A 25,556-nucleotide genomic window follows, 5' to 3' on the forward strand; every position below is an offset into this window, starting at 1 on the left:
GGCCGACGGCGACGTCCGCTACGACGGCGGCATCTGCTACGGCGGCGACGTCCGTTGAGTCGGACGGCGTTGGGTCACCCAGCAGGCCCAACGACGTCGTGTCAGCGGACGCCGCCGCCGAGATGAGGGCGGAGGCGGAAAGATCCGATCCGCTGGTGGTGTCCGCAGCGTTTGCCGCGGTGCAGCCGAGGGCTAGGAGCCCGCCGGCAAAGAGGCTGCCGAGCAGCCCCCTGCGAAGGTTGGAACTCATGGTGATGTCTCCTGAAAGAGTTGAGGTTCGGGCGGCAGTGAGCTGCCCGTATGGCCACGTACTGCCCAAAAGGGCAGGGTGGACTCAACTAGTCAGGAGAAGAACCGGGGTCGAAGGACACCGGTGCGGGAGCGTGCTCGGAAGCCTCGCCGGCGCGTACCGGGCCAGCATCAGGAATGTTGAAGTTGAAGGTGTTCAGCCATGCGGCCGAGCCCGCGGAATTGGCGGAGGAAGCGCCGCTGCCGGTGCCCGAACCGGGCGCAGCCGGGACCTGGGCAGGGTGCGGCGAGCCATCCGTCGTTTCGGACTGGTCACCGCTCATGGCGGGCAAAGCTTGCCCGGCCGGTGGACCGGCGGATGAGCGCGCAAGAGTAGTTGCGTCCGTGCCAGGAGTTGCTGCTGTAAACAGGGCTGGAGCAGCGTTAGCAGACAGGTCACCGGCAAACGCCGCATCGGTTACTGCAGATTCAATTCCGGTATCTGCGGGAACGGCCTGAAGAACGTCCGCTGCCGGTTCCGCGGACGCCACCTCGGCCAGTTCTGGAACTGGAACAGGAAGCGGAGCAGCGCCGGTCACGACATCCGCGACTGGCTGCACGACCGGCTCAAGCACAGGGAGAGTCGCCACGACCGGCGGGACAACAGTCTCCACCACGGCCGAGGTTGCGCCGTCTGCAATCTGCGCGACGGGCTCGGAAATTGCAGTAACGGTGCCGGCCGGGACAACCTGGTTAACTACCGGTACAGATGCTACGAGGTTATCCGCCACAGTTGAGACCTGCTCCGCCACGGGTTGCAGCAGGCCGGCCGCAGGTGGTGCGGCGGGGGCCTGGACAGGCGGTGCGGGCACTACCGGCACAAGATTCTCCGTCACCGACTGCGTAGAGCTAGTGACGCCCCCCAACAGGGATGACGTGTCCGGAAGCAGGTCTGCAGAGGCCGACGTGGCCGAGAATGTCAGCCAGGTAAAGGCAGCGGCACCAGCAAGAAGGACCGGCCGCAGGGCACGCCACGGTGAACGAGATTCACCCATGCGTACCACCCCCAGTACTGCTGCATTCGACGATGCCTATAGCGTAAGACCGGATATTGCAGAAAGTCTAGGGACTTCTAAAACAAATCGACAAAATCAAAACATTCACAGGCCTCATCATCACAGGGGCATTTAAGTCCGTCATGCAATTGATTCCGCATGAAAAACAGGCGTATGAGTCATGAGGATCTTGACTGCTTAGTCATGCCCTTCAGTGGCTGTCATTCGGGTAGCTGACGCCGAGCTGGGCACGCACGCCGTCAAACAAGCGCATGACGTTCAAAGAATCCTCGAGAGGCATGACGGGGCTTTCGGTGAGGCCCTGCTGGATGCAGCGCGTCACCTCGCGCAACTCATAGGTGTAGCCCTTGCCCACGACGTCGAAGGTCTCGGTCCTGTGGTCGGAACGGCCCGTGACAATGCTCAGTTTGTGGGGGTTGTTGATGGATCCGACGCTTTGCAGGAAGCCGAGGTTGCCGGCCACGGTGGCGGTCCGTGGCCCGTGGGACAACAGCGACGAGGTGAGTTGTACCTGTGCGCCGTGGCTGTAGCCAAGGGTCATCGCATTTTGGGCGTCCACGCCGTCGTCGTTGACGACGCCCATGGCGCTGACCGTCTGCGGAAAGCCAAGGGTTCCCAGCGCCCACAGGAGGGGGTAGACCGAAATGTCCAGGAGCGCTCCGCCGCCGTCCCCGCGCGCCCAGAGGCGGGAGGTGGGGGAGTAGGGGGCGGGGAAGCCGAGGTCGGCCGACACCCAGTGAAGGTCTCCGAGCTCGCCGGAGGCCGCGATTTCGAATGCCCGCTGCATGCCCGGCAGGAAGCGGCTCCAGACCGCCTCCATCAGGAACAGGTTGCGGCTCCTGGCGACGTCGATGAGCTCCCTGGCTTCGCGCGCATTGACAGTGAAGGCCTTTTCGCAGAGGACGTGCTTGCCGGCGTTGAGGGCTGCGAGGACAATCTGGTGGTGCTGGGCATGGGGCGTGGCGACATAGACGACGTCCACCGCCTCGTCGGCGAGCAGTCGCTGGTAGCCGTGCACGCCGTCGTCGTCCCCGTACGCCGTGGAGACGCCATAGGCTGCGGCGAAGGCATCTGCAGTCTCCTGTCCGCGGGAACTGACAGCGTACAGTTCCGCGTCCCCCAGCAGGGCAAGGTCCTGGGCCACCGACCGGGCAATGCCGCCGGTGGCAATGATTCCCCAGCGCAGGGAGTTCCCGGTGGCGGAGCGGGGGTCTGTGTTGGGCTGGTTGGACAGCCACGGCGTGGCGATGGGCGCGGTCATGGCCCAATCCTGTCACAGCAGTGCGCAGGGGTTTGCTGTCTATCCGCTGTAAGTGAGCGGGCGTTGGGGAATTGGGTGCTAAAAGTGAGCGGGCGTTGGCGGGGAGGGCCCGACGCCGGCCCTCCCCGTCCGCTCGCGGCCTGCGGCTTAGACGGGGGCTGCCGCCGCGGTGGCCCGGTTCCGGACCGGTTCCTCCGTCAGCCTGCCCTGCTGCAGCCGGAAGCGGCGGTCGGTCTTGTTCGCCAGGGCCCGGTCATGCGTGACCACCAGGATGGTGGTGTTGTGGTCGCGGCACAGCGCACTGAGCAGTTCGATGATGTGGTCGCCGGTCTGTTCGTCCAGGTTGCCGGTGGGTTCGTCCGCCAGAATGAGCTTGGGCTCATTGGCGAGGGCCCGGGCAATCGCCACGCGCTGCTGTTCGCCGCCGGAGAGCCGGTTGATCCGCCGGTCATGCTTTTCCGGGACCAGCTGCACCTGTTCCAGCAGCTCTTTGGCGCGCTGCAGCCTGGCCGCCTTCCTCATCCCGGCGAACTCCATGGGCAGCATGACGTTATCCACGGCGGACAGGTTGGGGATCAGATTGAACTGCTGGAACACGAAGCCGATGTCCCGGCGCCGGTACTGGGTCAGCTTCGCGTCCGGCATGCTGGCCAGGCTGACGCCGTTTACTGCGACGTCTCCGCTGGTGGGCTTGTCCAGCGCGCCCAGGAGGGACAACAGGGTGCTTTTTCCGCTGCCGCTCTTACCCACGATGGAGGCAAGGGTCCCCTGCTCCAGTTCGAAGCTGACATCGTTTACTGGCTTGATGGTGCGGTCACCGGAGTTGAAGGTGCGGACCAGGTTCTTGACTTCAATCATGGTTATTCTCCTCGCAGGACTTCGATGGGCCGGATACGTGCGGTGAGCAGGGCCGGAACAAGCGCGCCGATGGTGGCAACGCCGAACACGGCCGCGATGCCGGCGACGATAACGTCGGGGGAGGCGCTTGCCGTGACCGAAGTCAGCAGCTGTGAAGCCCCGCCGAACGGGCCTCCCGGGCCGCCCCCAGGGAAGCCGGTGCCTCCGGGCATGCCCCGGCCGGTGGTGGCGGCCGCCGTCGTGGTGGTGTTGGTTGAGATCAGGGCCGAGGCGATGCCGCTGCTGGCAAACGCGGCGATGACAGCACCCGCTGCACTGCCCAGCGCGGCGAGGACGAGGGCTTCAAGGACGAACTGGAGGCCGATGGTGCGGTTGGGTGCGCCGATCGCCTTGAGCACTCCGATTTCCCGGCGGCGCTCGCGGACCAGCATGACCATGATGAGCAGGATGATCAGGCCCGCCGTGCCCAAAGCGGCAATGAACGCGATATAGGAGATGTTCTTGACGCTGTCCAGGGAGCTGACGGCAGTTTCAAGGTTCTGGCCCTGGGTGACGTCCGCCTTATCCGTGCCGAGTGCCTCCTGGAGGGCGGCCTTGGCTGCCTCGACGTGTTCGAGTGAGTCGACGGTGACGATCATGCTTGAAAGTTCACCGGGGAGGCCTGCGAGGGTCTGCGCCGTGGGGAGCGTGACGTAGACGGCGTTATTTCCGAAGGTCGTCCCGGCGTCAAACAGGCCGGCCACCGTGTAGGTCTGGTCGTTGATGGTGAAGGTGGATCCGACGGCCAGTCCGTTCTTCTCCGCGAGCGTGGTGCCGAGCAGCGCATTGGTGGACTCGGCGTTGTAGTCGCCCAGGCCGTTGCCTTCGGTGATGGCCAGCGCCTTTCCAGTGGTGTCAACCTCCGCGCCGATACCTGTTGCGGTGATGGGCAGCGAACGGACTGGCTGGGTTGCTGTGGTGCCCGTGGTGCCGTTGGCGGCCTGGTTGCGGTTGCCCAGTGTCCCGGCGTCGACGGCGGCCGTGAGGCTCGTGGTCAGCGTTGCCGCGGCCTGTCCACCGGATACGCCCTGGCCGCCACCGGGGCCAGTCTGACCACCGGCTGCCTGTGCCGCAGCTTCGGCCGCGTTTCGCAGCCGAAGGGAGGAAATCCCGACAACGGCACTGACGTTGGGGACGGCAGTAGCGGTTGCTGCCTGCTCGCTGGTCAGGGGCTCGCCGCCGCCCTCGAACCCTTGGCCGCCTGCCGGGTTCACGGTGAGCACCGTACCCACCGAGGCATTCAGCTCCTGGACCTTGGCTCCGACGGCCTGGTTGGCCACAAGCATGGCCAGGGCCAAACCGATGGCGACTGCCAGGACTGCCACGACGGCAGCCGTTCGAACCTTGTTTCTGAAGGCATTGCCAACACTGCGGGCAAGGACGCTCACTGTACTCCTAGGAATCGGTGCAGGCCGGCGGGCCCGCTTTCAAGCTCCACAGTTGTTAGGCAGCCTGTGCGGGCATCGGGCCGGACCTATGTTTCAGCTGTGAAATGCCCTTGACACCCGGGTGACAGCGCACGTAAGAATGAAGCACCGCTGAGAAACCGATTTCTCAGCGGTCATCAATGTTTATCTTTATCCACACCCAGCAAGGCATGTGGTTTATTTGGCATGCCGGAAATAAGGCCGATGACGTCCCTGAAACGCGATAAGACAGGCACTTCCACCCCCAGCAGGCTCCGACGGACTGCAGGAATGGCAGCCGCTGCCTCGGCACTGGCGCTCGTTGCCGGGTTGTCCGTTGCAGTTCCCGGAACTGCCAGCCCGGCTCCTACAGGCGGCGGGACCATCCGGCCTGATGATGCGGCACCTACTGGTTGGGCCGCCGTCGGACGCGGGACAAACGGCGGTGCAGGCGCGCCGGCGGAAAATCGGTATGAGGTGGAGACGTTGGCAGATCTCAAGTCGGCGCTGGCCAACAACGGCCAGCCGACGGCGCCCAAGATCATCTATATCAACGGAACCATCAACGGCAACCAGGCAGCGGACGGCCGGATCCTTGGCGAGCAGGACTACGCCGCTGGCTACGACATCAATAAATACATCTCCTGTTTCGGGCCTGACGGAAAAATGTGGAGCGACCAGACTTTCGAATACTGCAAGAAGCAAAGGCAGTTGCGGCAAACCGGCAGCAACAACATGAAGCGGCAGATCGAGGTGAGTATCCCCAGCAACACCACGGTGATCGGGCTGGGCGCCGACTCCGGTTTTGTGGGCGCGAACATCGTGATCCTGAGCGCCACGAACGTGGTGATGCGCAACCTCAGCGTGGAAGCTCCGGTGGATTTCTTCAGCACGTGGTCGCCCGATGACGGGGACGGGGCCTGGAACGCCCGGTTCGACGCCGTCTCCTCCGTAACGTCCAACCACCTGTGGATTGACCACGTGCGGCTGACTGACGGCCGGTACCCCGACAGCGAAGCGCCGGTTGGACCGAACGGCAAGCCGGCCAACCGGCACGACGGCCTGCTGGATCTCAAGGACGGCACCGACTACGTCACCATCTCCAACAGCAAACTCACCAACCACGACAAGACCATGCTCCTGGGCTCCGGTGACGAGCACGTGGACAAGGACGGCGGCAAGCTGCGCGTCAGTTACATCGGCAACCACTTCGAGAACATCCAGCAGCGCGGACCGCGTGTGCGTTTCGGCCAGGTCCACGTCCTGAACAATTACTTTGTGGGGAGCACTGACCATCCGCAATACCCCATGGTGAGTGAAGGCCAGGGCGGCAACAGCTACTTCCTGGGCGCCGGCTACGAGTCACGGATCTTCTCCGAGGGCAACGCCTTCGACTACACGGGGCCCGGAGCTGATCCGACCATCATGGTGAGCAGCTACAACGGGCACCGCTTCAGCGATACCGGTTCCTGGTTCAACGGGGAGGCCGCGGACCTGAATGCCGCGGCGAGGGCCTCCTTCGAACAGAACCGGGCGGAGGCGCTCGCGGAAGCGGAATCATCCGGCACCGCCGCCCCTGACTGGACCGGGTGGGAGTTCACCACCGACGTCGGCTGGGACCCGGCGGATGCCTACCGCTACAAGGCGTTCACTACCCCGCAGGCAGTGCGGAACCACGCCCTGCAGTTCACGGGCCCGGGAGTGCTGGCTGTCAAGCGCTAAATCACCTGCGACATAAGAAAAGCCCGGCCCTCCGAAAAGGAGGACCGGGCTTTTCCGGAGTGAATTACTTGGTGATGGGTTCGAGAACCGGATCGCGACGTAGGCGGTCTTCACGTTCTCGGCCGTGACGATAACCGGCTCCAGCAGGTATGCCGGGACAGTCTTGACACCGTTGTTGTAGGAGTTGGGATCGTTGATCTCCAGTTCCTTGCCGGCCTGGAGGTCCTTCACCATGGTGATGGCGTGCTCCACGAGCTTTCGGGTGTCCTTGTTGATGGTGGAGTACTGCTCGCCGGCCATGATCGACTTGACCGACTCAACCTCGGAGTCTTGCCCGGTGACAACCGGAAGCGGCTTGCCGGCGGCCTTGACGGAGGTCAGGACTGCGCGGGCCAGGGTGTCGTTGGGGGAGAGGACGCCGTCCAGCGACTCGCTGGTGTAGCTGCCGGTCAGCAGCGTGTCAGCGCGGCGCTGGGCGTTCTCAGCCTTCCAGCCCTGGGTCACAGCCTGCTCGAAGCTGGTCTGGCCCGAGACGACCTTGAGGGTGCCGTCGTCGATCTTCGGCTTCAGGACGCTCATGGCGCCGTCGAAGAAGACCTTGGCGTTGGCGTCATCCGGGGAGCCAGCGAACAGCTCGATGTTGTAGGGGCCGGACGGCTTCTTGGCTTTGAGGCCTTCCAGCAGGGCCTGGCCCTGGAGCTCGCCCACCTTGAAGTTGTCGTAGGCCACGTAGTAGTCCACGTTCTCGGTGTTCAGCAGCAGGCGGTCGTAAGCGATAATCGTGGCGCCGGCGTCCTTGGCCTGCTTGAGCTGGGTGCCCAGCTGCGAGCCGTCAATGGCGCCCACAATGATGACCTTGGCACCCTTGGTGACCATGGCGCTGATCTGGTTCTGCTGTTCGGATACACCGCCGTTGGCGAACTGCACGTCAGGCTTGAACCCTGCCTCGCTAAGGCCGTCGTTGAACAGCTTCTCCGCAAGGACCCAGTTCTCGCTGGTCTTCTGCGGAAGCGCGACGCCGATGGAGGAGTCCTGTTCGAACCCCCCGGCGCCTTCGGTCCCGCCGCCGGTTGTGGTCTCGGAGCGGCCGCAGCCCGTCAGCGCCAGTGCTGCGATGGCAGCTACCGCTGCGGCCTTTCCTGCTTTACCAAACATTCGCATTGTTGGTTCTCTTTCTCTTTGTGGTGAAACGCTATTCAGGCTTTAAGGCTCAGGCTTCCCGGGCGATGGCTTCTTTGGTGGAGGTGGTTTCGTCGGGCTGGATGGGGTTGCTGGGGCCGCCGGAGGAGCGGCCGGAGTTCCTCATCAGAAGGCCGATGATGGACTTCTTGCCCTGGCTCTTGTTGTAGACGTCGAAGGCGACGGCGATCAGGAGCACCAGGCCCTTGATGATCTGGGTGAGGTCGGCGCCGACGCCCAGCAGTTGCAGGCCGTTGTTCAGGACGGCCATGACCAGGCCACCAATAATGGATCCGACCACGGTGCCCACACCGCCGGTGACGGCGGCGCCGCCGATGAAGACTGCGGCGATGGCGTCAAGTTCCCAGCCGACGCCGTCGAACGGTCCGGAGGCGGTGGACCGGCCGACGAAGATCATGCCTGCCAGGCCGGCGAGGATGGACATGTTCATCATGACCAGGAAGTTGACCTTCTTGGACTGGACGCCGGACAGCTCGGCCGCGTGCCGGTTGCCGCCCACTGCGTAGACGTGGCGGCCGAGGATGGTGCGGGAGGAGATGAAGCCGTAGATCAGCACCAGGACGGCCAGGATGAGGCCGGGGATGGGGAAGGAGGTGCCGGGCCGGCCGGTGGCGAAGAGGTAGGTGGCGTACAGGATGGCGGCGGCGATCAGGACGAGCTTCAGTGCGGTGACCCACATTTCCGGGACTTCGGCGCCGAGGGCTTTGGCGCGGGCCCGGGAGCGGAGTTCGCCCCATACAACGAACGCGGCGGCGGCGATGCCCAGCAGGAGGGTGAGGTTGTTGTAGCCGGTGTCGGGGCCGACTTCGGGCAGGTAGCCGGCGCCCAGGTACTGGAAGTCGTTGGGGACCGGGATGGTGTTGGATTTGCCGACGAACTGGTTGAAGCCGCGGAACAGGAGCATGCCTGCCAGCGTGACGATGAAGGCGGGAATGCCCACGTAGGCCGTCCACCAGCCTTGCCATGCACCGATCAGTGCACCCAGCAGCAGCCCGAGCAGGACGCCGGCATACCAGGGAATGCCCCAGTCGCGGATGGCCAGGGCCACGGTGACGCCCACGAACGCTGCCACGGACCCGACAGAGAGGTCGATGTGGCCGGCGATAATGACCAGGACCATGCCGATGGCCAGGATCAGGATGTAGGAGTTGCCGTTGAAAAGGTTGATGACGTTGCCGGGGGTGAGGGTCCGGCCGTCGGTGGCGATCTGGAAGAAGACGATCAGTGCCACCAGGGCGAAGATCATGCCGAATTGGCGGGTGTTGCCGCCAAACAGCTTCTTGAGGGCGTTCATGGTGTCAGTCCTTGTGTCCGGAAGGTTCTGGGATGATCCAGAGGGTCAGGCGGCTTCGGCTTTTCGTGCTGAGGTCATCAGTTTCATCAGGCTTTCCTGGCTGGCCTCGTCTTTGTTCAGGACGCCCGTGATGGCGCCTTCGAAGATGGTGTAGATACGGTCGGACAGGCCCAGGAGTTCGGGGAGTTCCGAGGAGATGACAATGACCCCCTTACCCTGGTTGGCGAGTTGCTGGATGATGCCGTAGATCTCGTACTTGGCGCCAACGTCGATGCCGCGGGTGGGTTCGTCAAGGATCAGCAGGTCCGGGTCGGTGAACATCCACTTGGCCAGGACCACTTTCTGCTGGTTGCCGCCGGAGAGCTTGGCAACGCCTTCCTCCACGGACGGGGTCTTGGTGCGCAACGACTTGCGGTACTGCTCGGCCACCGTGAATTCCTGGTTGGGGTCCACCACGTAATTGCGGCTGATCTTCCGCAGGTTGGCCGATACCGTGGTGGTTTTGATGTCATCCAGCAGGTTCAGCCCCAGGGACTTGCGGTCCTCGGTGACGTAGCCCAGCCCGGCGTCGATGGCCTGGCGGACGGACTTGAGGGTGATTTCCTTGCCGTCCTTGTAGATCTGGCCGCTGATGAACCGGCCGTAGGAGCGGCCGAATACGGAGCGGGCAAGCTCGGTGCGGCCCGCGCCCATGAGCCCGGCGAACCCGACGATTTCACCCCGGCGGACGAAGAAGCTGGAGTTCTTGCAGACCAGCCGGTCCTGCACATTGGGGTGCCCCACGGTCCAGTTCTTGACCTCGAAGAACACCTCGCCGATCTTGGGGGTGTGGTCCGGGAACCGGGACTCGAGGGTACGGCCCACCATCCCTTTGATGATGCGGTCCTCATCCACGCCGTCGGCCTTGACGTCCAGCGTTTCGATGGATTTGCCGTCCCGGATGATGGTGATGGAGTCTGCGATCTGCTCGATCTCGTTGAGCTTGTGGGAGATGATGATGCTGGTGATGCCCTTGGCTTTGAGGCCGAGCATCAGGTCCAGCAGGTGCTGGGAGTCGGACTCGTTGAGCGCGGCAGTGGGCTCGTCCAGGATGAGGATCTTCACGGACTTGTTCAGCGCCTTGGCGATTTCCACGAGCTGCTGCTTGCCGACGCCGATTTCCTTGATGGGGGTGTCCGGGTCTTCCCGGAGGCCCACCCGGGCCAGCAGGTCCAGGGACCGGAGCCGTGCTTCGGCCCAGTCGATGATGCCGCGCTTGGTGGGTTCGTTGCCCAGGAAGATGTTCTCCATGATGGAGAGTTCCGGGATCAGTGCCAGCTCCTGGTGGATGATCACGATGCCGGCGTGCTCGCTGGCCCGGATGTCCCGGAACTGCTGGACCTGCCCCTGGTAGACGATGTCGCCGTCGTAGCTCCCATAGGGATAAACACCCGAAAGGACCTTCATCAGGGTGGACTTGCCGGCGCCGTTCTCACCGCAGATCGCGTGGATCTCGCCCGCCTTCACCCGCAGGCTTACGTTGTCCAGGCTTTGACGCCTGGGAATTCCTTGGTGATGGACCGCATCTCGAGGATGATCGGTTCGTTTTGCGTGGCCTGGGACGTCATAAGCCCTAACCCTCCAATGCAATGACTTCTTTGTCCGGCCGGCAAAGCGCAGGGCCGTCTGATGAAAAAGTAAACTGGATCACAGCTGTTGTCGTCAAGTCTTGAACGCAATTGCCGGATAACGAAACGGTCTAGGTTTTCCTGATTCCAGCGTGCTGGAAGACGAGTGCTGCCGCGCCGAGCGCTTCAGCACGGTCCCCGAGGGAGGACATGGTGAGGGTGGTGGTCTCACCAATCACCGGCACCGCATGCCGCACCAGGCCGCGGCGGATCGGGTCCAGCAGCAGGTCACCCAGGCCCGCCAGGGGTCCGCCCACCACGATCACCTCGGGGTTGATCAGGTTGGCCACGTTCCCCAGTGCGCGGCCCACGGACAGGCCCGCATCGTCCACCACCCGCAGCGTCGCCGGGTCCCGGTTCAGGGCCTTCCGGACGATGTCGGCCGGCGTCAGGGGCCTGTCCTCGCCGCGGCTCAGAAGCTCGATCATGGTGGTGGTGGAGGCGATGGTTTCCAGGCATCCCCGGTTCCCGCAGCGGCAGACGAGGCCCTGCTCGTGGATGGTGGCGTGGCCTATTTCACCGGTGATCCCAACGTTCCCGTAGTAGGGGGCGCCGTTGAGGATCAGCCCCGCGCCGATGCCCGAACCGATCTTCAGGAACATCAGGTTGCTGACCCCTGTGTGCTGTCCCCAGGTGACCTCTGACCACGCTCCCAGATTGGCGTCATTGTCAACGAACACGGGGATTCTCAAGGTTTCCTCAAGATGCTGGAGGATGTTGATTCCCACCCATTCGGGAAGGATGGCCCCCTGCGCCACGGTCCCGGTCCGGCGGTCGATGGGCCCCGGAATTCCGACGCCGGCACCCACTACGGCGGACCGTTCAATGCCGCTGTCCTGCAACAGTTTGTCCAGGAGGACGACGGCGGCCTGGATCCCTTCCTCAGCCTGGTGGCCGAGGGGAAGCATGACCGATTCCTCGGCGATGATGTGGTAGCTGAGGGAGGCCAGGACCACCCGCAGATGCCGGCGGCCGAAGTCGATCCCGACCGCCACGGCACCGTTGCTGTTGAGCCGGACGTTAAGTGCCCGGCGGCCGGAACTGGTGATCGGTTCCGTGGATGCCAGGCCCGAGTCGAGCATGATTTTGACGATGTTGGACACCGTTGCGGTGGAGAGGCCCGTCTGCCGGGCAAGCTCTGCCTGCGTGGAAGGACCGCCCATCAGGCTCTCGATGATCCGCTGCTGGTTCAGCTGCCGCAGGGCGGACTGGGAACCCGGATTTTTGGGCTTGCTCCTCGTTGAGCGCGGGGTTGCGGACATGCTAAGAAGATTGCCCTATTCCCGGTCTTGGCGTCAAGAAGTTAACGCATCAGTCCGCAGCCCTCGTTGCCTGAACCGGGACGATCCGGCCGTGAACGTTCGTCCCGCGGTGCAAATGGCCCCGGCCCGCCGGCGCATCCTCTGGCTACGCTGGGAGGAGCGGCCCACCAGGCGGCCGCTCCAACGATGGAAGGTGGTAGCGGTGCTGCTGGCACTTCTGCAGGCCAACTCTGCAGTCCTTGATCCTGAGGCCAACTGCGCCGTCATCGATGCCGCCGCCCGGGAAGCGGCAGCGGCCGGAGCCCGGGTGCTGCTCACCCCGGAGCTTTTCCCGGTGGGGTATGCCCCGCGCAAACTGCGGTCCGGGCTGGATCCGGAAGTCCTCCCCACGCTGCGCGCAACACTTGCCGCCACCGCCCGCCGCCACGGCATCGGGCTGGTCTACAGCCTTCCGCGTGTCATGGCCGAGGGGGACTGGCAGATCAGCGCCACCCTGCTGGACGCGAACGGGGAGGTGTTGCTGGAGTATGGAAAAGTCCATCTGTTTGGACCGGACGAGCGTGCGGCCTTCAGTCCGGCAGCAGAGCGTCCCGCCGTGGTGGACTTCCAGGGAATCCCCACGTCCATGGTCATCTGCTACGACGTGGAATTCCCGGAAGCCGTGCGGGCCGCGGCGGCCGGCGGCGCCGAGCTGCTGCTGGTGCCCACGGCGCTGGCCCACGGGTTCGACGACGTGCCCCAAGTGCTGCTCCGGGCCAGGGCACTCGAAAGCCAGCTGACCGTCGCCTACGCCAACCACTCCGGAGTGGAGGACGGCTGCAGGTTCCTCGGCGGCAGCGTCATCGCCGGCCCGGACGGGAAGCTGCTCGCCGCAGCCGGGGAAGGGCCGCAGTTGCTCTTCGCCGACGTGGATGGAGAAGCGGCAAAACGTGAGCGCGCCGCCGTGCCCTACCTGGACGAGCGCCGCCCGGACGTCTACCGCGCCTGGGAAGACTAAGCACCTGTACCGTTGTCCGGCGCTGCGCCGGTTATCGCTGCGGAATCGGCAAACTGCAGGGCGATCCACAGCTCCGCCCGCGTTCCGGCCTGCGCCAGGTCCACATCCAGGATTTCCGCCAGGGCGTTGATCTGCCGGCGGACGCTGTTCCGGTGCAGACCCGTGTCCTTGGCTGTCGCGTCCCAGTTGCCATTGGCGCCCAGCCATGCGCGGAGGACCTGGAGCTGGGCTTCGCGGCGCTCCGGCTCCTGCCCAAGAACGGGCGCCAGCAGGCGGGAGGCCAGCATGCCGCCTGCCTCACCGCCCAGCAGGCCGGTGACAGACCAGGTCAGTTCCTCTTCGCGGACGGTGGTCCCCGTAGCCTGGACCCGGGGACGCAAAGCCGACGCGCTGCGGTAGGCAGCGGCAAGGGCTGGCAGTTCCGCGGCGCCGCCCACCACCAGACGCCAGCCCAGCTGCTCCACCTCGGCCAGCAGTTGGTCGTCAACCTTAAGCCGGGTCACGGCGGCGAAGCCGTAGTCGGTGAGTTCCACCATTTTTGTGTCGAACAGCCGCCGCCATTGCAGCAGTTCGCGCACGGGACCGTCGGCCGCAGCCGCTGCTTTGGGCCGGATGCCCTGCACCACCCGGACCAGCCCGCTCCGGGTGCCCCCGACGCTCTGCGCCAGCAGGTCCCGCAGGGTGTTCAGCCGGTGGTGCTGGCCCCTGCAATGCTTTCCGGATGCAGGAGCAACGCCGTGGCCAGCTGGCTGGGCGCCAGGGAACCGCTGGTCCGCTGCCGGACCAGGAGTTCCAGGAGGCCCACCACCGAGGAGACTACGTTGTTCTGTGCGGGGGTCAGCGGCTTGTCCGTGCCGAGCAGCAGGCCGCCCAGGGTGGCATCCCTGGTGCTCCGCAGCGGGTGGCCGAACACCAGCGCTGACCCCGGAACGTCAAAGGCTTCAGTTTCCACCCGCGGGCCGCTGCCCGCGAGGAGCCTTTTGAGCAGCGGCTGGAGCGTGGAAAGTTCGACGGCGGTACCGGCGCGGGCGCGTACCCTGCCGTCCGCGCCAACCAGGACGGCCCAGGCCGGAACCCGCTGCGCCAGGGCCGCCAGCAACTCGTGCTCCGGGCGGGGCGACAGGACCGCCCGCATGAGGTGGCGGTTGGTCTCGGCGAGCTGGCGGAATACCTGGGCGTTCCCTGACTCGAGCAGCTTGGAGAACTCGAGTCCCAGCGCGGCGAACGGGATGCTGGCGGGTACCGCCACCAGCGTCAGGCCGTGGTTGCGGCAGGCCGCCAAGACATCAGCGGGCACTTCGTCGAAGTACGGCTCAAGGCCGAACCCCAGCGCCGCGACGCCCGCGGCGACGAGGCGGCGGACGTACGCGTCGGCGACGGCTGCACCCGCTGCGGCTACCTCGCCACCGGGGCCCGTTCCGGCGTCGTGACCGGCGCCGTTGACGCTGCGCCGGAAAGGCAGTCCGGCGGTCAGCACGAACTCGCCGTCAAGCAGATACGGCGTGGGGTCTTCAAGCTCGCTGGGCTCAACCCACCGCAGGGGAGTATGGCCGTTGCCGGCATCGTGCAGCATGGCCACGCCCGCAGGCAGCGAGGCAAGGAACTGGTTCAGCGTCACGGCGTCCAGGGCCGGAAGTCCCGCGGAAGCAGACTCGCTTGCTGGTGCATTGCGTCTCATGAGTGAAGACTATAGGTCATTTTGCACAGCTTGAGATGCGGCTCACACCCCTACGCTGGGGGAGGGGAAACCAGTCCAACCATTCAACGACACGAACGGACGTCAACGATGACTGTGCCTACACTTTCGGGCCAGGTACCTGCCCGCGCGGCCGCCCGGCCCACCCTTGGAGCGCAGCTGCTGCGCCGCAAGCCCATCGCGCAGATGGTCAACGAGGCCGAGGCCGGCCAGGGCGGACCCCGCCTCGTCCGCAGCTTCGGCGTCCTGCAGCTGACCATGATCTCCGTGGGCGCGACGCTGGGCACGGGCATCCTGGTCATCCTGGGTGAATCCGTGCCGCTGGCCGGTCCCGCCATCTGGATCTCGTTTGCGATCGCGGGGCTCGCCGCGCTGTTGTCCGCGGTATCGTACGCGGAAATGGCCGGCCTGGTGCCCGTGTCCGGCTCCAGCTACTCCTACACGTACGCCACCATGGGCGAGGGCATGGCATGGATCTGTGGCTGGTGCCTGGTCCTTGAATACGCGGTGTCCGTAGCTGCCGTGGCCGTTGGCGCCGGTCAGTACGTGAACGAGAGCCTGGCTGTGTTCGGCACAGCGCTGCCGGACGCCCTTTCGCAGCCTCCGGGCGACGGCGGCATGGTCAACATTCCCGCAATGGTCATCGTGGTGCTGGCCACCGTCCTGCTGGTCCGCGGCGCCAAGGAAAGTGCCTGGATCAACACCGCCATCGTGGTGGTCAAGGTAGGCATCCTGCTTTTCTTCTGCGCCGTCGCCTTCACTGCCTTCAACGCAGGCAACTTCGAACCCCTGTTGCCGATGGGCGCTGCCGGTGTTTCCGCCGCCGCGTCCCGCGTCTTCTTCTCCTACATCGGCTTCGACGCCGCCTCCACCGCCGGCGAGGAAGCCCGCAATCCCAAGCGCGACCTGCCGCGCGCCATCATGCTCTCCATGCTGATCGTCACCACCATCTACGTGCTGGTGGCAGTGGCCGCGATCGGTGCCCGCCCGTGGGGCTGGTTCGACGGCACCGAGGCCGCCCTGGTGAAGATCCTGGAGGAGACCACCGGCCAGCCCTGGATTGCCCTGGTCTTCGCCGTCGGCGCTGTCCTGGCCATCGCCAGCATTGTCCTGACGGTCCTCTACGGCCAGACCCGCATCCTGCTGTCCATGTCCCGCGACGGCCTCATCCCTGCCGTCTTCGGCCGCGTCTCCCGCCGCACCGGCACCCCCGTTGCCGGAACCCTGCTGGTGGGCATCGCCGTCGCGCTGACCGCCGGACTGGTGCCGCTGGGTTCGCTCGCTGACGCCACCAGCATCGGTACCCTGTTCGCTTTCGCACTGGTGAATGTGGCGGTCATCTACCTCCGCCGGACGCGGCCCGAACTGGAACGCACCTTCCGGGTCCCGCTGTTCCCGCTCACCCCCATCCTTGGCGCCTGATGTGCGGCTACCTGATGGCCAACCTCGGCGCGGACACCTGGGTGACCTTTGCCGTGTGGATGCTGGTGGGCCTCGCCGCCTACCTCGCCTACGGACGGCGCAACTCCAGGGTGGCGGCCCTGGATGAGGGGGAATACCGTGAATTGTCCGCCATGTCCCTCACCAGCAAGCCCTGACCGCTCCCAGCCACGTACCGACGCCCCGAACCAACAAAAGGCAGACCTTCCATGACCATCGCCACCGAACTTCCGGCCTCCGACCCGTCCAGCACCTCCACGTTGACGGAGGAAGGCGCCAGCCGGCGCCCGGAAGAGCAAACCGCGCCCATCACCATGCTCAATCCGGACTTCCCGTTCAGCTACGACCACTACCTGGCACACCCGGACGGCCTGGGATCGGTGCCGGAGGACATGCTGGGCACCGAGGTTGCGGTCATTGGCGCCGGCCTGTCCGGCCTGGTGACGGCGTATGAGCTGATGAAGCTGGGCCTGCGCCCGGTGGTCTACGAGGCGGACCAGATCGGCGGGCGGCTCCGCACCGCCGCCTTCCCCGCTGCCCCCGGCGTGGTGGCGGACCTGGGCGGCATGCGGTTCCCGGTCTCCGGCAGGGCGTTCTACCACTACGTCGACCTGCTGGGCCTGGAGACCCAGGATTTCCCCAACCCGCTGGCCGCGGCCACCTCCAGCACCGTGATCGAGCTCGCGGGCAAGAAGCACTACGCCGAAAAGCCCACCGACCTTCCGGCCTTCTTCCGCGAGGTTGCGGACGCCTGGAAGTCGGCAGTGAACGACGGCGCGAAGTTCGCGCAGATGCAGGACGCCATCCGTGCACGGGATACGGCCCGGATCAAGGAGCTGTGGAACGAGCTGCTGCCGCTGATGGACGAGCAAACGTTCTACGGGTTCATCGCAGCGAGCGAGTCCTTTAAAAAGGCAGGCTTCGCGCACCGCGAGGCCTTCGGGCAGGTGGGCTTCGGCACCGGCGGCTGGGACACCGACTTCCCCAACTCCATCCTGGAGATCCTGCGGGTGGTGTACACGGACGCGGACGACCAGCACCGGCTCATCCGCGGGGGAGCGCAGCGGCTGCCCGAGGCACTGTGGCAGCACGCGCCGTCGGGCATGAGGCACTGGCCCGAGGGCACGTCGCTGGCGTCACTGCACTCCGGCTCGCCCCGCGGCGCCGTGGGCAAGATCAGCCGCGACCAGGACGGCAACCTGCGGGTCCGCGAACGGTGGGGCCGCGAAGCCAGCTACCCGGCGGTGGTGACAACGTGCCAGTCCTGGCTGCTGTCCACCCGGATCCACACCGAGGAGGCGCTGTTCCCGGCGGAGCTGTGGACCGCCATCGAGCGCTCGCACTATATGCAGTCGTCCAAGACGTTCGTGATGGTGGACCGGCCGTTCTGGAAGGACATCGACCCGGAGACGGGCAACGAGGTCCTGTCCATGACCCTGACCGACCGGCTCAACCGCGCCACGTATCTCCTGGACAACGGCCCGGACCAGCCAGCAGTCATCCTGCTTTCCTACACCTGGAATGATGATGCGCTGAAATGGCTCGCCCTGGACGCTGATGAGCGCGTGGAACTGATGCTCCACTCGCTGGAGCAGATCTACCGGGCGTGGACATCGCCAGCCACATCGTGGGCCAGCCGATCACCGTGTCCTGGGAGGCGGACCCCAACTTCATGGGCGCCTTCAAGGCCAACCTGCCCGGCCAGTACCGCTACCAGCAGCGGCTGTTCACCCACTTCAAGCAGGACCGGCTGCCGGAATCCCAGCGCGGCATCTTCCTGGCCGGCGACGATGTGTCCTTCACCGCCGGCTGGGCCGAAGGCGCGGTCACCACGGGCCTGAATGCAGTGTGGGGCGTGGTGAACCACCTGGCGGCTCCTCGGCGCCTGCCAACCCCGGCCCGGGCGAACTGCTGGACGCGATCGGCCCGATCAGCCTGGACTGACGTGTTCTATGGGGCGTGAAGCTCCCGGTGCTTTGCCGCGAGCTCCACGTACCGGGCAGCATTGGCGCGCACGCCGTCGTACTCCTCGTCGGTGAGTTCACGGCGCACCTTTCCCGGAACGCCCGCCACGAGCGAGCGGGGCGGGACCACGGTTCCTTCCAGGACCACGGCGCCGGCCGCCACCAGCGAGCCGGCGCCGATCACCGCGCCGTTGAGGACGGTGGCGCCCATGCCGATCAGGCAGTCGTCCTCCACCGTGCAGCCATGCACGACGGCGGCGTGCCCCACGCTGACGCGTTCGCCCACCGTGCAGGGGAAGCCGGGATCGGCGTGCAGCACCACGTTGTCCTGCAGGTTGCTGCCCGCGCCCACCGAAATGGCGGCGGTGTCCGCCCGCACGGAGACGCCGTAAAAGGCGCTGGCGTCCGCGCCCAGGCTGGCGTTGCCGATGATGGACGCCGTGGGAGCAACGAAAGCTGATTCATGGACTGCCGGGCTGCTGCCGGCGAAAGGGTACAGGGGAGCCATGGCAACACCCTAGGCCACTCCCGGGTGCGGCTGCTGCCCCCGGCCCAATGTGACCGGCGGGTCAGGCGGGGGAGCCCGGGGTGCGGAAGACCAGGAACTGGTAGTGCTGCGTCCAGGCGCCCCGCCCCGGCCCCGACTCGTCCCCTGTTCCCTCCGGCCAGGTGCGGAAGTGTTCCACCTGGCCGTGTTCGCCGAAGATCCCCCGGACGGAAGCGTCGCTCCGGCGGCTGAAGAACCGGCGCGGCTCCTCATCGTCTTCCGGGTTCAGGACCTCCTCATCGTCCCCGGACCACAGTCCGACGGCGATGGGCGAGCCGGGCGCACACACCCGGACCAGCTCGCCGGCCACCTCGTGGATGAGGGTGTTGGGCACGTGCAGCAGCGTGCTCATGGTCCAGCCTGCGGCAAAGGAGCCGTCCGGAAACGGCAGGCTCCGCCCGCTGGCAACACGGGCATTCAACCCCTTGGCGGCGGCAAGGCGGACGCTTTCCCCGGACAGGTCCACGCCGCAGTAGTGCAGGCCGGCACGGACAAACTCAAGTCCCTCCACGCCGGTGCCGCACCCGAGTTCGAAAACGGACTGCCGGTGTTCGCCCTTGAGCAGCCGGATGAACCACTCCCGGCATTCCACCCGGTGGGGCGTGCCAGCCGGGTGTTGCGGAGCGGGGCCTGCCGGTCATAGAACAGGGCGAGGTCAGCCTCATGGTCCGCGTGCCCCGGTGCGTCAGCCATGGCTTCAGCCTAAAGCCGGACGGCTGGTTCCGGAGCTAGTTGGAAACCGGCTAGTTGAAAACCACCGTCCGGTTGCCGTCCAGCAGCACCCGGTGCTCAGCGTGCCACTGCACCGCCTGGACCAGGGTGCGGCCCTCAACATCGCGGCCCATCTGCACGAACTGCTCGGCGGTGCGGGCATGGTCCACGCGGATGACTTCCTGCTCGATGATGGGGCCCTCGTCCAAGGCAGCTGTCACGTAGTGTGCTGTTGCGCCGATCAGCTTCACGCCGCGCGCGTGGGCCTGGTGGTACGGCCTGGCGCCCTTGAAGGACGGCAGGAAGGAATGGTGGATGTTGATGGCCTTGCCCGTCAGCTCGGTGCAAAGCTCATCGGAGAGGATCTGCATGTAACGGGCCAGGACCGTCAGTTCGATGTCATGCTCGGCGATCAGCGCCCGCAGCTTGTCCTCGGCCTGGACCTTGGTGTCCTTGGTCACCGGAATGTAGTGGAACGGGATGCCGTAGAAGCCGGCCAACCCGGCCAGGTCCTGGTGGTTGGAGACAATGGCCGGAATCTCTATCGGCAGGGTGCCGGAACGCTGCTGGAACAGAAGGTCGTTCAGGCAGTGGGCTGACGTGCTGGCCATGACCAGGGTCCGCACCTTCTGGCCCACGGCGTGCAGGCCCCACTGCATGCCGAAGGCCTCAGCAACCGGCTCAAGCGCCGCACGCAGCTCGGCCGCGGACGCCGCCGTCGTCACTTCCACGCGCATGAAGAAGTTCCCTGTGGCGGGGCTGCCGTACTGCTGCGAGTCCAGGATGTTGCAGCCTGCGACCAGCAGGGCACCTGCCACGGCGTGGACGATTCCGGGGCGGTCCGGGCAGGACAGGGTCAATACATACGCTTGGTTCAGCTGCTGTTCACTCACGCGTACAAGCCTACCCGCGCGGCGGGCGCCGGTTTTGGTAGGCTGGAAGGGTCGCAACTGGCGTTGGGTGGCTAACCACCAGGGAGCGGCAATCACGAAGACCACGGATCGTACGCCTGGGCCGAGGGTCATGTTTTGCCGGAGGGTGGGGCTGCACTGCGTCCAGTGCTGCAGCGCCATGCCCCCGCGCTTTCACGCCCGTTCATCAACGCGGTGCGAAGACGCGCCAGCCGGTAGCCTGACCTAAGCAGTGCCCAATCCCTAGCCAGGAGTTCCCCGTGACTACCACAGCCACCTCAACCACAGCCGTCAGCAACCAGCCGCTGGCCGAGCTGGATCCCGAAATCGCCGCAGTCCTGGACCAGGAGCTTGGCCGCCAGCGCGGCACCCTGGAGATGATTGCCTCCGAAAACTTCGCGCCCCGCGCCGTGATGGAAGCCCAGGGCTCCGTCCTCACCAACAAGTACGCCGAAGGCTACCCGGGCCGCCGCTACTACGGCGGCTGCGAGTACGTTGACGTCGCAGAGCAGCTGGCCATCGACCGGGTCAAGGCCCTGTTCGGCGCCGAGTACGCCAACGTCCAGCCGCACTCCGGTGCGCAGGCCAATGCCGCAGCACTCTCCGCCATGATCACCCCCGGCGACAAGATCCTGGGCCTGTCCCTGGCCCACGGCGGCCACCTGACCCACGGCATGAAGCTGAACTTCTCCGGCAAGCTCTACGAGGTAGCGGCCTACCAGGTGGAGGAAGACACCTTCCGCGTGGACATGGACAAGCTCCGCGAACAGGCCATCAAGGAAAAGCCGCAGGTCATCATCGCCGGCTGGTCCGCCTACCCGCGCCACCTGGACTTCGCAGCCTTCCGCTCCATCGCGGACGAAGTGGGCGCGCTGCTCTGGACGGACATGGCGCACTTCGCCGGCCTCGTCGCCGCCGGCCTGCACCCGAGCCCGGTCCCGTACTCCGACGTGGTCACCTCCACCGTGCACAAGACCCTGGCGGGTCCGCGCTCCGGTGTGATCCTGGCCAAGGAGCAGTGGGCCAAGAAGCTGAACTCCAACGTTTTCCCCGGCCAGCAGGGCGGGCCGCTGATGCACGTCATCGCTGCCAAGGCCGTGGCCTTCAAGATCGCCGGCACGCAGGAATTCAAGGAGCGCCAGGAGCGTGTCCTGGAAGGCGCCAGGATCATCGCTGACCGCCTGAACCAGGCCGACGTCGCCGAGGCCGGCGTCTCCGTCCTGACCGGCGGCACCGACGTGCACCTGGTCCTGGTGGACCTGCGCAACTCCCAGCTGGACGGCCAGCAGGCCGAGGACCTCCTGCACTCGGTGGGCATCACCGTCAACCGCAACGCCGTGCCGTTCGACCCCCGCCCGCCGATGGTCACCTCCGGCCTCCGGATCGGTACCCCGGCGCTGGCCACCCGCGGATTCGGCGCAGCCGAATTCACCGAGGTTGCCGAGATCATCGCCACCGCACTGAAGGCCGGCAGCAGCGCCGACGTCGAAGCCCTGCAGGCGCGCGTCGACAAGCTGGCAGCGGACTTCCCGCTCTACCCGCAGCACGAGCAGTGGTGACCCATGCCTGAAACCACAACTGCACAGATCCTCGACGGCAAGGCTACCGCCGCTGCCATCAAGGCCGAGCTGACCGAACGCGTGGCCGCACTCAAGGCCAAGGGCGTCGTTCCCGGCATCGCCACTGTGCTGGTGGGCGCGGACCCGGCTTCGCAGCTGTACGTCTCCATGAAGCACAAGCAGTCTGTGCAGATCGGGATGAATTCGATCCAGCGCGAGCTTCCGGCAGATGCAACCCAGGCGCAGGTTGAAGCCTCATTGATGAACTCAATGCGGATCCCGCCTGCCACGGGTACATCGTGCAGCTGCCCCTGCCCAAGCATTTGGACACCGATGCATCCTGGAACGCATCGACCCCGCCAAGGACGCGGACGGCCTGCACCCCACCAACCTTGGCCGCCTGGTGCTCAACGTCAACAGCGAGATCACCTCGCCGCTGCCCTGCACGCCCCGCGGCGTGATCGAGCTGCTGGAGCGCAACGGCTACAGCCTTGCGGGCAAGCACGTGGTGGTGGTGGGGCGCGGCGTCACGATCGGCCGGTCCATCGGGCTGCTGCTCACGCGCCGGGACGTCAACGCCACGGTCACCCTGACGCACACCGGCACCACCAACCTCTCGGAGCTGCTCCGGCAGGCGGACGTGATCGTGGGCGCCGCAGGCGTGAAGCACATCGTCAAAGCCTTGGACGTCAAGCCGGGCGCGGCCCTGCTGGACGTCGGGGTCACTCGGGAAACCGATCCCGAAACGGGCAAGAGCAAGGTCTACGGCGACATTGATCCGGCCGCTGCCGAGGTGGCGGGCTGGATCTCGCCGAACCCCGGCGGGGTGGGTCCCATGACCGTGGCGCTGCTGATGACCAACGTGGTGGAAGCTGCGGAACGCCAGGCAGGCATTGCCAGCTAGTCTTCCGCTTCCCCAAACGCCCGACGGCGGCACGCCACCTTTCCGCGAAAGGCGCCGTGCCGCCGTCGGGCGTTTAAACGGAACTGCAAGTCCCCTTCCACATCCCCGGGCCCTCCACTAGTCTGCGGAGGGTGCACAACGAAGCCATCCTGCCTGCCGGAACGCGTGCCGGCAGCCCGCCGCCGCGCGGCACGGTCATCGCGGCCGAAAACCTGACCAAAAGGTACGGCGACGTGGTGGCGGTGGACGGCATCTCGTTCACCGTGCCGGCAGGCGAGTCCTTCGGCCTGCTGGGCCCCAACGGTGCGGGCAAGTCCACCACCATGAAGATGATCGGCGGGGTCACCGGGCGCACCTCCGGCAGCCTCAACATCATGGGCCTGGACCCGGATTCCTCCGGGCCCGAAGTGCGGGCGCATCTGGGGGTGGTGCCGCAGCAGGACAACCTTGACGAGGAACTGCGCGTCCGGGACAACCTCATCGTGTATGGGCGCTACTTTGGCCTGCCAATGAGCTACCTGCGCCCCAAGGCCGACGAACTGCTGGAGTTTGCGCAGCTGACGGACAAGGCAAAGTCCAAGGTGGACGCCCTCTCCGGCGGCATGAAACGGCGCCTGACCATCGCCCGTTCGCTCATCAACGAACCACACATCCTCCTGCTGGACGAACCCACCACAGGCCTGGACCCGCAGGCCCGGCACGTCCTGTGGGACCGGCTGTTCCGGCTCAAGGAACAGGGCGTCACGCTGATCCTCACCACGCACTACATGGATGAGGCGGAGCAGCTCTGCGACCGGCTCATCGTGGTGGACAAGGGACGCATCATGGCGGAAGGTTCCCCGGCCAGGCTCATCCGGGAACATTCCACCCGCGAGGTGGTGGAACTGCGGTTTGGATCGGAACGGAACGCCACTATCGGCGCGGAGCTGGACGGCATCGGGGAACGGCTGGAGGTGCTGCCGGACCGGGTGCTGATCTACGCGGACGACGGCGAGGGCGCGCTTGAGCAGGTAGCGTCCCGCGGCCTGCGGCCGCTGACCTCGCTGGTCCGCAGGTCATCACTGGAGGACGTCTTCCTTCGGCTGACAGGCAGGAGCCTCGTTGACTGAGCAGGGGCTGCCGGGCCTGCCAAGCCCTCCCGCGTTGCGGGCGCACGGCCCTGCAGTCGCCGCCGCGAAAGCCCGCTGCTGGGGTGCCTTCTACTTCGCCGAGCAAGTGCTCCGGGTCATGAAGAACTACGGCTGGTCCATCCTGATGTACAGCGTCGGCCAGCCGGTGGCCTACCTTTTCGCCATGGGGGTAGGGCTTGCCACGCTGGTGGACGGGCAGGGCGCCGCCGCTTTCGGGGGAGTCAGCTACCTGACCTTCATCGCGCCGGCACTGCTGGTGTCCGCCGCGGTGATGACGGCCGCCAACGAGTTCACCTTCCCGGTGATGGCCGGGTTCAAGTGGCGCCGGACCTACTTTGGCCCGCATGCGTCCCCGCTGACGCCGGCCCAGATCGCGGCGGGCCACATCATGGCCGTGACGCTCCGACTGCTCCTGCAGTCCGCTGTCTACTTCGCCGCCGTCGCGCTGTTTGGCGCCGCCCCGTCCGGCGGCGCATGGGCAGGCATTCTGGTGGCAACACTCGCCGGGCTGGCCTTCGGGCTGCCGCTGATGGCCTATTCCGCGTCCATCACGGAGGACAAGGGCCAGTTCGCACTGGTGATGCGGCTGATCGTGATGCCGCTGTTCCTGTTCTCCGGCACCTTCTTTCCGCTGGACACACTTCCGCTGGCCGTCCGCTGGATCGGCTGGATCTCACCCATCTGGCACGGCACCGAACTCGGGCGCGTGGCCAGTTACGGCTACCAGGAACCGCCGCTGCTGACACTGGTGCACGTCGCGGTCCTGGCCGCACTCGCCGTGGCGGGCTGGGTGCTGACCCGGCGCCGGTTCGCGGCAAGGCTGGGCCAATGAGCCGGACGGTGCCTCCGGCGGCGGGGCGCAGCGCCACCGAGGAAGCCCTCGACAGGCCTTTCGGCAGGCTCTATTCACGCAACGCCAGAGCCGTGATCTCGCGCGGGCTGATGGCCACCCGGAGCAGCAACTGGCTGGTGATGCTGTCCGGGTTCTTCGAGCCGGTCCTGTTCCTGGTGTCGATGGGTGTGGGCCTGGGGGCCATCGTGGGGACGGTGGAGGGCCCGGGCGGCGGCGAGATCAGCTATGCGGCCTACATCGCTCCGGCCCTGCTCGCCGTCTCGGCCATGAACGGGGCGGTGTACGACTCCACGTGGAACGTCTTCTTCAAGATGCACTTCGCCAAGCTGTACCAGGGCATGCTGTACACCTCGCTGGGACCGCTGGATGTTGCCCTGGGCGAGATCTTCCTGGCGCTGCTGAGGGGGATGCTCTACGCCACCGGCTTCACCGCCGTCATGGGGGTGATGGGGCTGATCACCTCGCCCTGGGCGCTCCTGATGGTCCCGGCCTCCGTGCTCATCGCGTTTGGATTCGCCAGCATGGGGATGGGCATCACCAGCTTCCTGAAGACCTTCCAGCAGATGGACTGGATCAACTTCATCCTGCTCCCCATGTTCCTGTTCAGCGCCACGTTCTACCCGCTCAGCGTCTACCCGGAGCCCATCCAGTGGTTTATCCAGGCCATGCCGCTCTGGCACGGGGTGGAACTGCTGCGCCAGATCAGCGTGGGGACCTTCACGGCCGCAACGCCGCTGCACGTTGGCTACTACCTGGCGATGACCGCCGTCGGCATGCTGCTGACCACCCTGCGCCTGCGGCAGCTGTTCCTCAAATAGGGGCCGGCCGCAG

The 25,556-nt window shown here is 66.0% G+C and carries 15 protein-coding genes, 7 pseudogenes and 1 riboswitch; of the genes and pseudogenes, 9 read left to right on the plus strand and 13 right to left on the minus strand.

What is annotated here, in order from left to right:
• The 5 genes and pseudogenes from G205_RS10895 to G205_RS10915 form a co-directional block, all read right to left on the minus strand.
• Nucleotides 1–250 (minus strand): annotated as a pseudogene (locus tag G205_RS10895) (cell wall anchor protein); the annotation flags it as partial.
• Between the two features lie 88 nt (nucleotides 251–338).
• The gene (locus G205_RS22785) at nucleotides 339–572 is read right to left on the minus strand and encodes a hypothetical protein (RefSeq protein WP_235046867.1); all 234 of its coding nucleotides are present in this window, start codon (nucleotides 570–572) and stop codon (nucleotides 339–341) included.
• Nucleotides 573–1,494: 922 nt separating this feature from the next.
• Nucleotides 1,495–2,565 (minus strand): Gfo/Idh/MocA family protein, encoded by a 1,071-nt coding sequence (locus G205_RS10905; RefSeq protein ID WP_009358002.1) that lies wholly within the window; start codon nucleotides 2,563–2,565, stop codon nucleotides 1,495–1,497.
• A gap of 147 nt (nucleotides 2,566–2,712) precedes the next feature.
• Nucleotides 2,713–3,423 (minus strand): ABC transporter ATP-binding protein, encoded by a 711-nt coding sequence (locus tag G205_RS10910; protein ID WP_009358003.1) that lies wholly within the window; start codon nucleotides 3,421–3,423, stop codon nucleotides 2,713–2,715.
• A gap of 2 nt (nucleotides 3,424–3,425) precedes the next feature.
• Nucleotides 3,426–4,850, minus strand: a complete 1,425-nt coding sequence (locus tag G205_RS10915) for an ABC transporter permease (protein WP_009358004.1) — start codon at nucleotides 4,848–4,850, stop codon at nucleotides 3,426–3,428.
• A gap of 309 nt (nucleotides 4,851–5,159) precedes the next feature.
• Here G205_RS10915 and G205_RS10920 point away from each other — a divergent pair, with 309 nt between their 5' ends.
• A complete protein-coding gene (locus tag G205_RS10920) occupies nucleotides 5,160–6,590 on the plus strand; it encodes a pectate lyase family protein (protein ID WP_235046868.1) in 1,431 nt (476 codons plus the stop codon).
• A 64-nt stretch (nucleotides 6,591–6,654) separates the two neighbouring features.
• On the opposite strand, the pseudogene G205_RS10925 reads toward G205_RS10920, so the two are convergent.
• The 4 genes and pseudogenes from G205_RS10925 to G205_RS10940 form a co-directional block, all read right to left on the minus strand.
• Nucleotides 6,655–7,751, minus strand: a pseudogene (locus G205_RS10925) (substrate-binding domain-containing protein).
• Nucleotides 7,752–7,800: 49 nt separating this feature from the next.
• The gene (gene mmsB / locus G205_RS10930; protein ID WP_009358007.1) at nucleotides 7,801–9,084 is read right to left on the minus strand and encodes a multiple monosaccharide ABC transporter permease; all 1,284 of its coding nucleotides are present in this window, start codon (nucleotides 9,082–9,084) and stop codon (nucleotides 7,801–7,803) included.
• A gap of 45 nt (nucleotides 9,085–9,129) precedes the next feature.
• Nucleotides 9,130–10,691, minus strand: a pseudogene (gene mmsA, locus G205_RS10935) (multiple monosaccharide ABC transporter ATP-binding protein).
• 131 nt (nucleotides 10,692–10,822) lie between these two features.
• Nucleotides 10,823–12,013, minus strand: a complete 1,191-nt coding sequence (locus tag G205_RS10940) for an ROK family transcriptional regulator (protein ID WP_009358010.1) — start codon at nucleotides 12,011–12,013, stop codon at nucleotides 10,823–10,825.
• A 202-nt stretch (nucleotides 12,014–12,215) separates the two neighbouring features.
• On the opposite strand from G205_RS10940, the gene G205_RS10945 reads away from it, so the two are divergent.
• The gene (locus tag G205_RS10945) at nucleotides 12,216–13,010 is read left to right on the plus strand and encodes a nitrilase-related carbon-nitrogen hydrolase (protein WP_009358011.1); all 795 of its coding nucleotides are present in this window, start codon (nucleotides 12,216–12,218) and stop codon (nucleotides 13,008–13,010) included.
• Here G205_RS10945 and G205_RS10950 read toward each other — a convergent pair.
• Nucleotides 13,007–14,688 (minus strand): annotated as a pseudogene (locus G205_RS10950) (PucR family transcriptional regulator ligand-binding domain-containing protein). The gene G205_RS10945 and the pseudogene G205_RS10950 overlap by 4 nt on opposite strands.
• Nucleotides 14,689–14,796: 108 nt before the next feature.
• Here G205_RS10950 and G205_RS10955 point away from each other — a divergent pair.
• Together G205_RS10955 and G205_RS10960 are read left to right on the plus strand one after the other, a co-directional pair.
• Nucleotides 14,797–16,304, plus strand: a pseudogene (locus tag G205_RS10955) (amino acid permease).
• A gap of 51 nt (nucleotides 16,305–16,355) precedes the next feature.
• Nucleotides 16,356–18,090 (plus strand): annotated as a pseudogene (locus tag G205_RS10960) (flavin monoamine oxidase family protein).
• A gap of 6 nt (nucleotides 18,091–18,096) precedes the next feature.
• Here the strand turns inward: G205_RS10960 and G205_RS10965 are convergent.
• From G205_RS10965 to purU, 3 genes are all read right to left on the minus strand, one after another.
• Nucleotides 18,097–18,618 carry a gamma carbonic anhydrase family protein gene (locus G205_RS10965; RefSeq protein ID WP_009358012.1) on the minus strand — a complete coding sequence of 174 codons (522 nt, stop codon included), beginning with the start codon at nucleotides 18,616–18,618 and terminating at the stop codon, nucleotides 18,097–18,099.
• Nucleotides 18,619–18,679: 61 nt separating this feature from the next.
• Nucleotides 18,680–19,249: a class I SAM-dependent methyltransferase gene (locus G205_RS10970; RefSeq protein WP_009358013.1), complete on the minus strand. Its 570-nt coding sequence runs from the start codon at nucleotides 19,247–19,249 to the stop codon at nucleotides 18,680–18,682.
• A 151-nt stretch (nucleotides 19,250–19,400) separates the two neighbouring features.
• Nucleotides 19,401–20,261, minus strand: coding sequence for a formyltetrahydrofolate deformylase (purU, locus tag G205_RS10975; RefSeq protein WP_009358014.1), 861 nt, complete (start codon nucleotides 20,259–20,261; stop codon nucleotides 19,401–19,403).
• Nucleotides 20,262–20,304: 43 nt separating this feature from the next.
• Nucleotides 20,305–20,390, plus strand: a riboswitch (ZMP/ZTP riboswitch).
• Between the two features lie 149 nt (nucleotides 20,391–20,539).
• Between purU and glyA the strand changes: the two genes are divergently transcribed.
• The 5 genes and pseudogenes from glyA (at nucleotide 20,540) to G205_RS11000 (ending at nucleotide 25,543) form a co-directional block, all read left to right on the plus strand.
• Entirely contained in the window at nucleotides 20,540–21,838 is a 1,299-nt protein-coding gene (gene glyA, locus G205_RS10980) for a serine hydroxymethyltransferase (RefSeq protein WP_009358015.1), read from the plus strand.
• A 3-nt stretch (nucleotides 21,839–21,841) separates the two neighbouring features.
• Nucleotides 21,842–22,742 (plus strand): annotated as a pseudogene (locus tag G205_RS10985) (bifunctional methylenetetrahydrofolate dehydrogenase/methenyltetrahydrofolate cyclohydrolase).
• A gap of 131 nt (nucleotides 22,743–22,873) precedes the next feature.
• Nucleotides 22,874–23,851, plus strand: a complete 978-nt coding sequence (locus tag G205_RS10990; RefSeq protein WP_009358016.1) for an ABC transporter ATP-binding protein — start codon at nucleotides 22,874–22,876, stop codon at nucleotides 23,849–23,851.
• A complete protein-coding gene (locus G205_RS10995; RefSeq protein ID WP_009358017.1) occupies nucleotides 23,844–24,704 on the plus strand; it encodes an ABC transporter permease in 861 nt (286 codons plus the stop codon). Before G205_RS10990 ends, G205_RS10995 begins: the two co-directional genes overlap by 8 nt.
• The gene (locus tag G205_RS11000; protein WP_009358018.1) at nucleotides 24,701–25,543 is read left to right on the plus strand and encodes an ABC transporter permease; all 843 of its coding nucleotides are present in this window, start codon (nucleotides 24,701–24,703) and stop codon (nucleotides 25,541–25,543) included. Before G205_RS10995 ends, G205_RS11000 begins: the two co-directional genes overlap by 4 nt.
• Nucleotides 25,544–25,556 lie beyond the last annotated feature (13 nt).

Source organism: Arthrobacter nitrophenolicus (assembly GCF_000332815.1).
In the GTDB taxonomy this organism is placed as follows: domain Bacteria; phylum Actinomycetota; class Actinomycetes; order Actinomycetales; family Micrococcaceae; genus Arthrobacter; species Arthrobacter nitrophenolicus.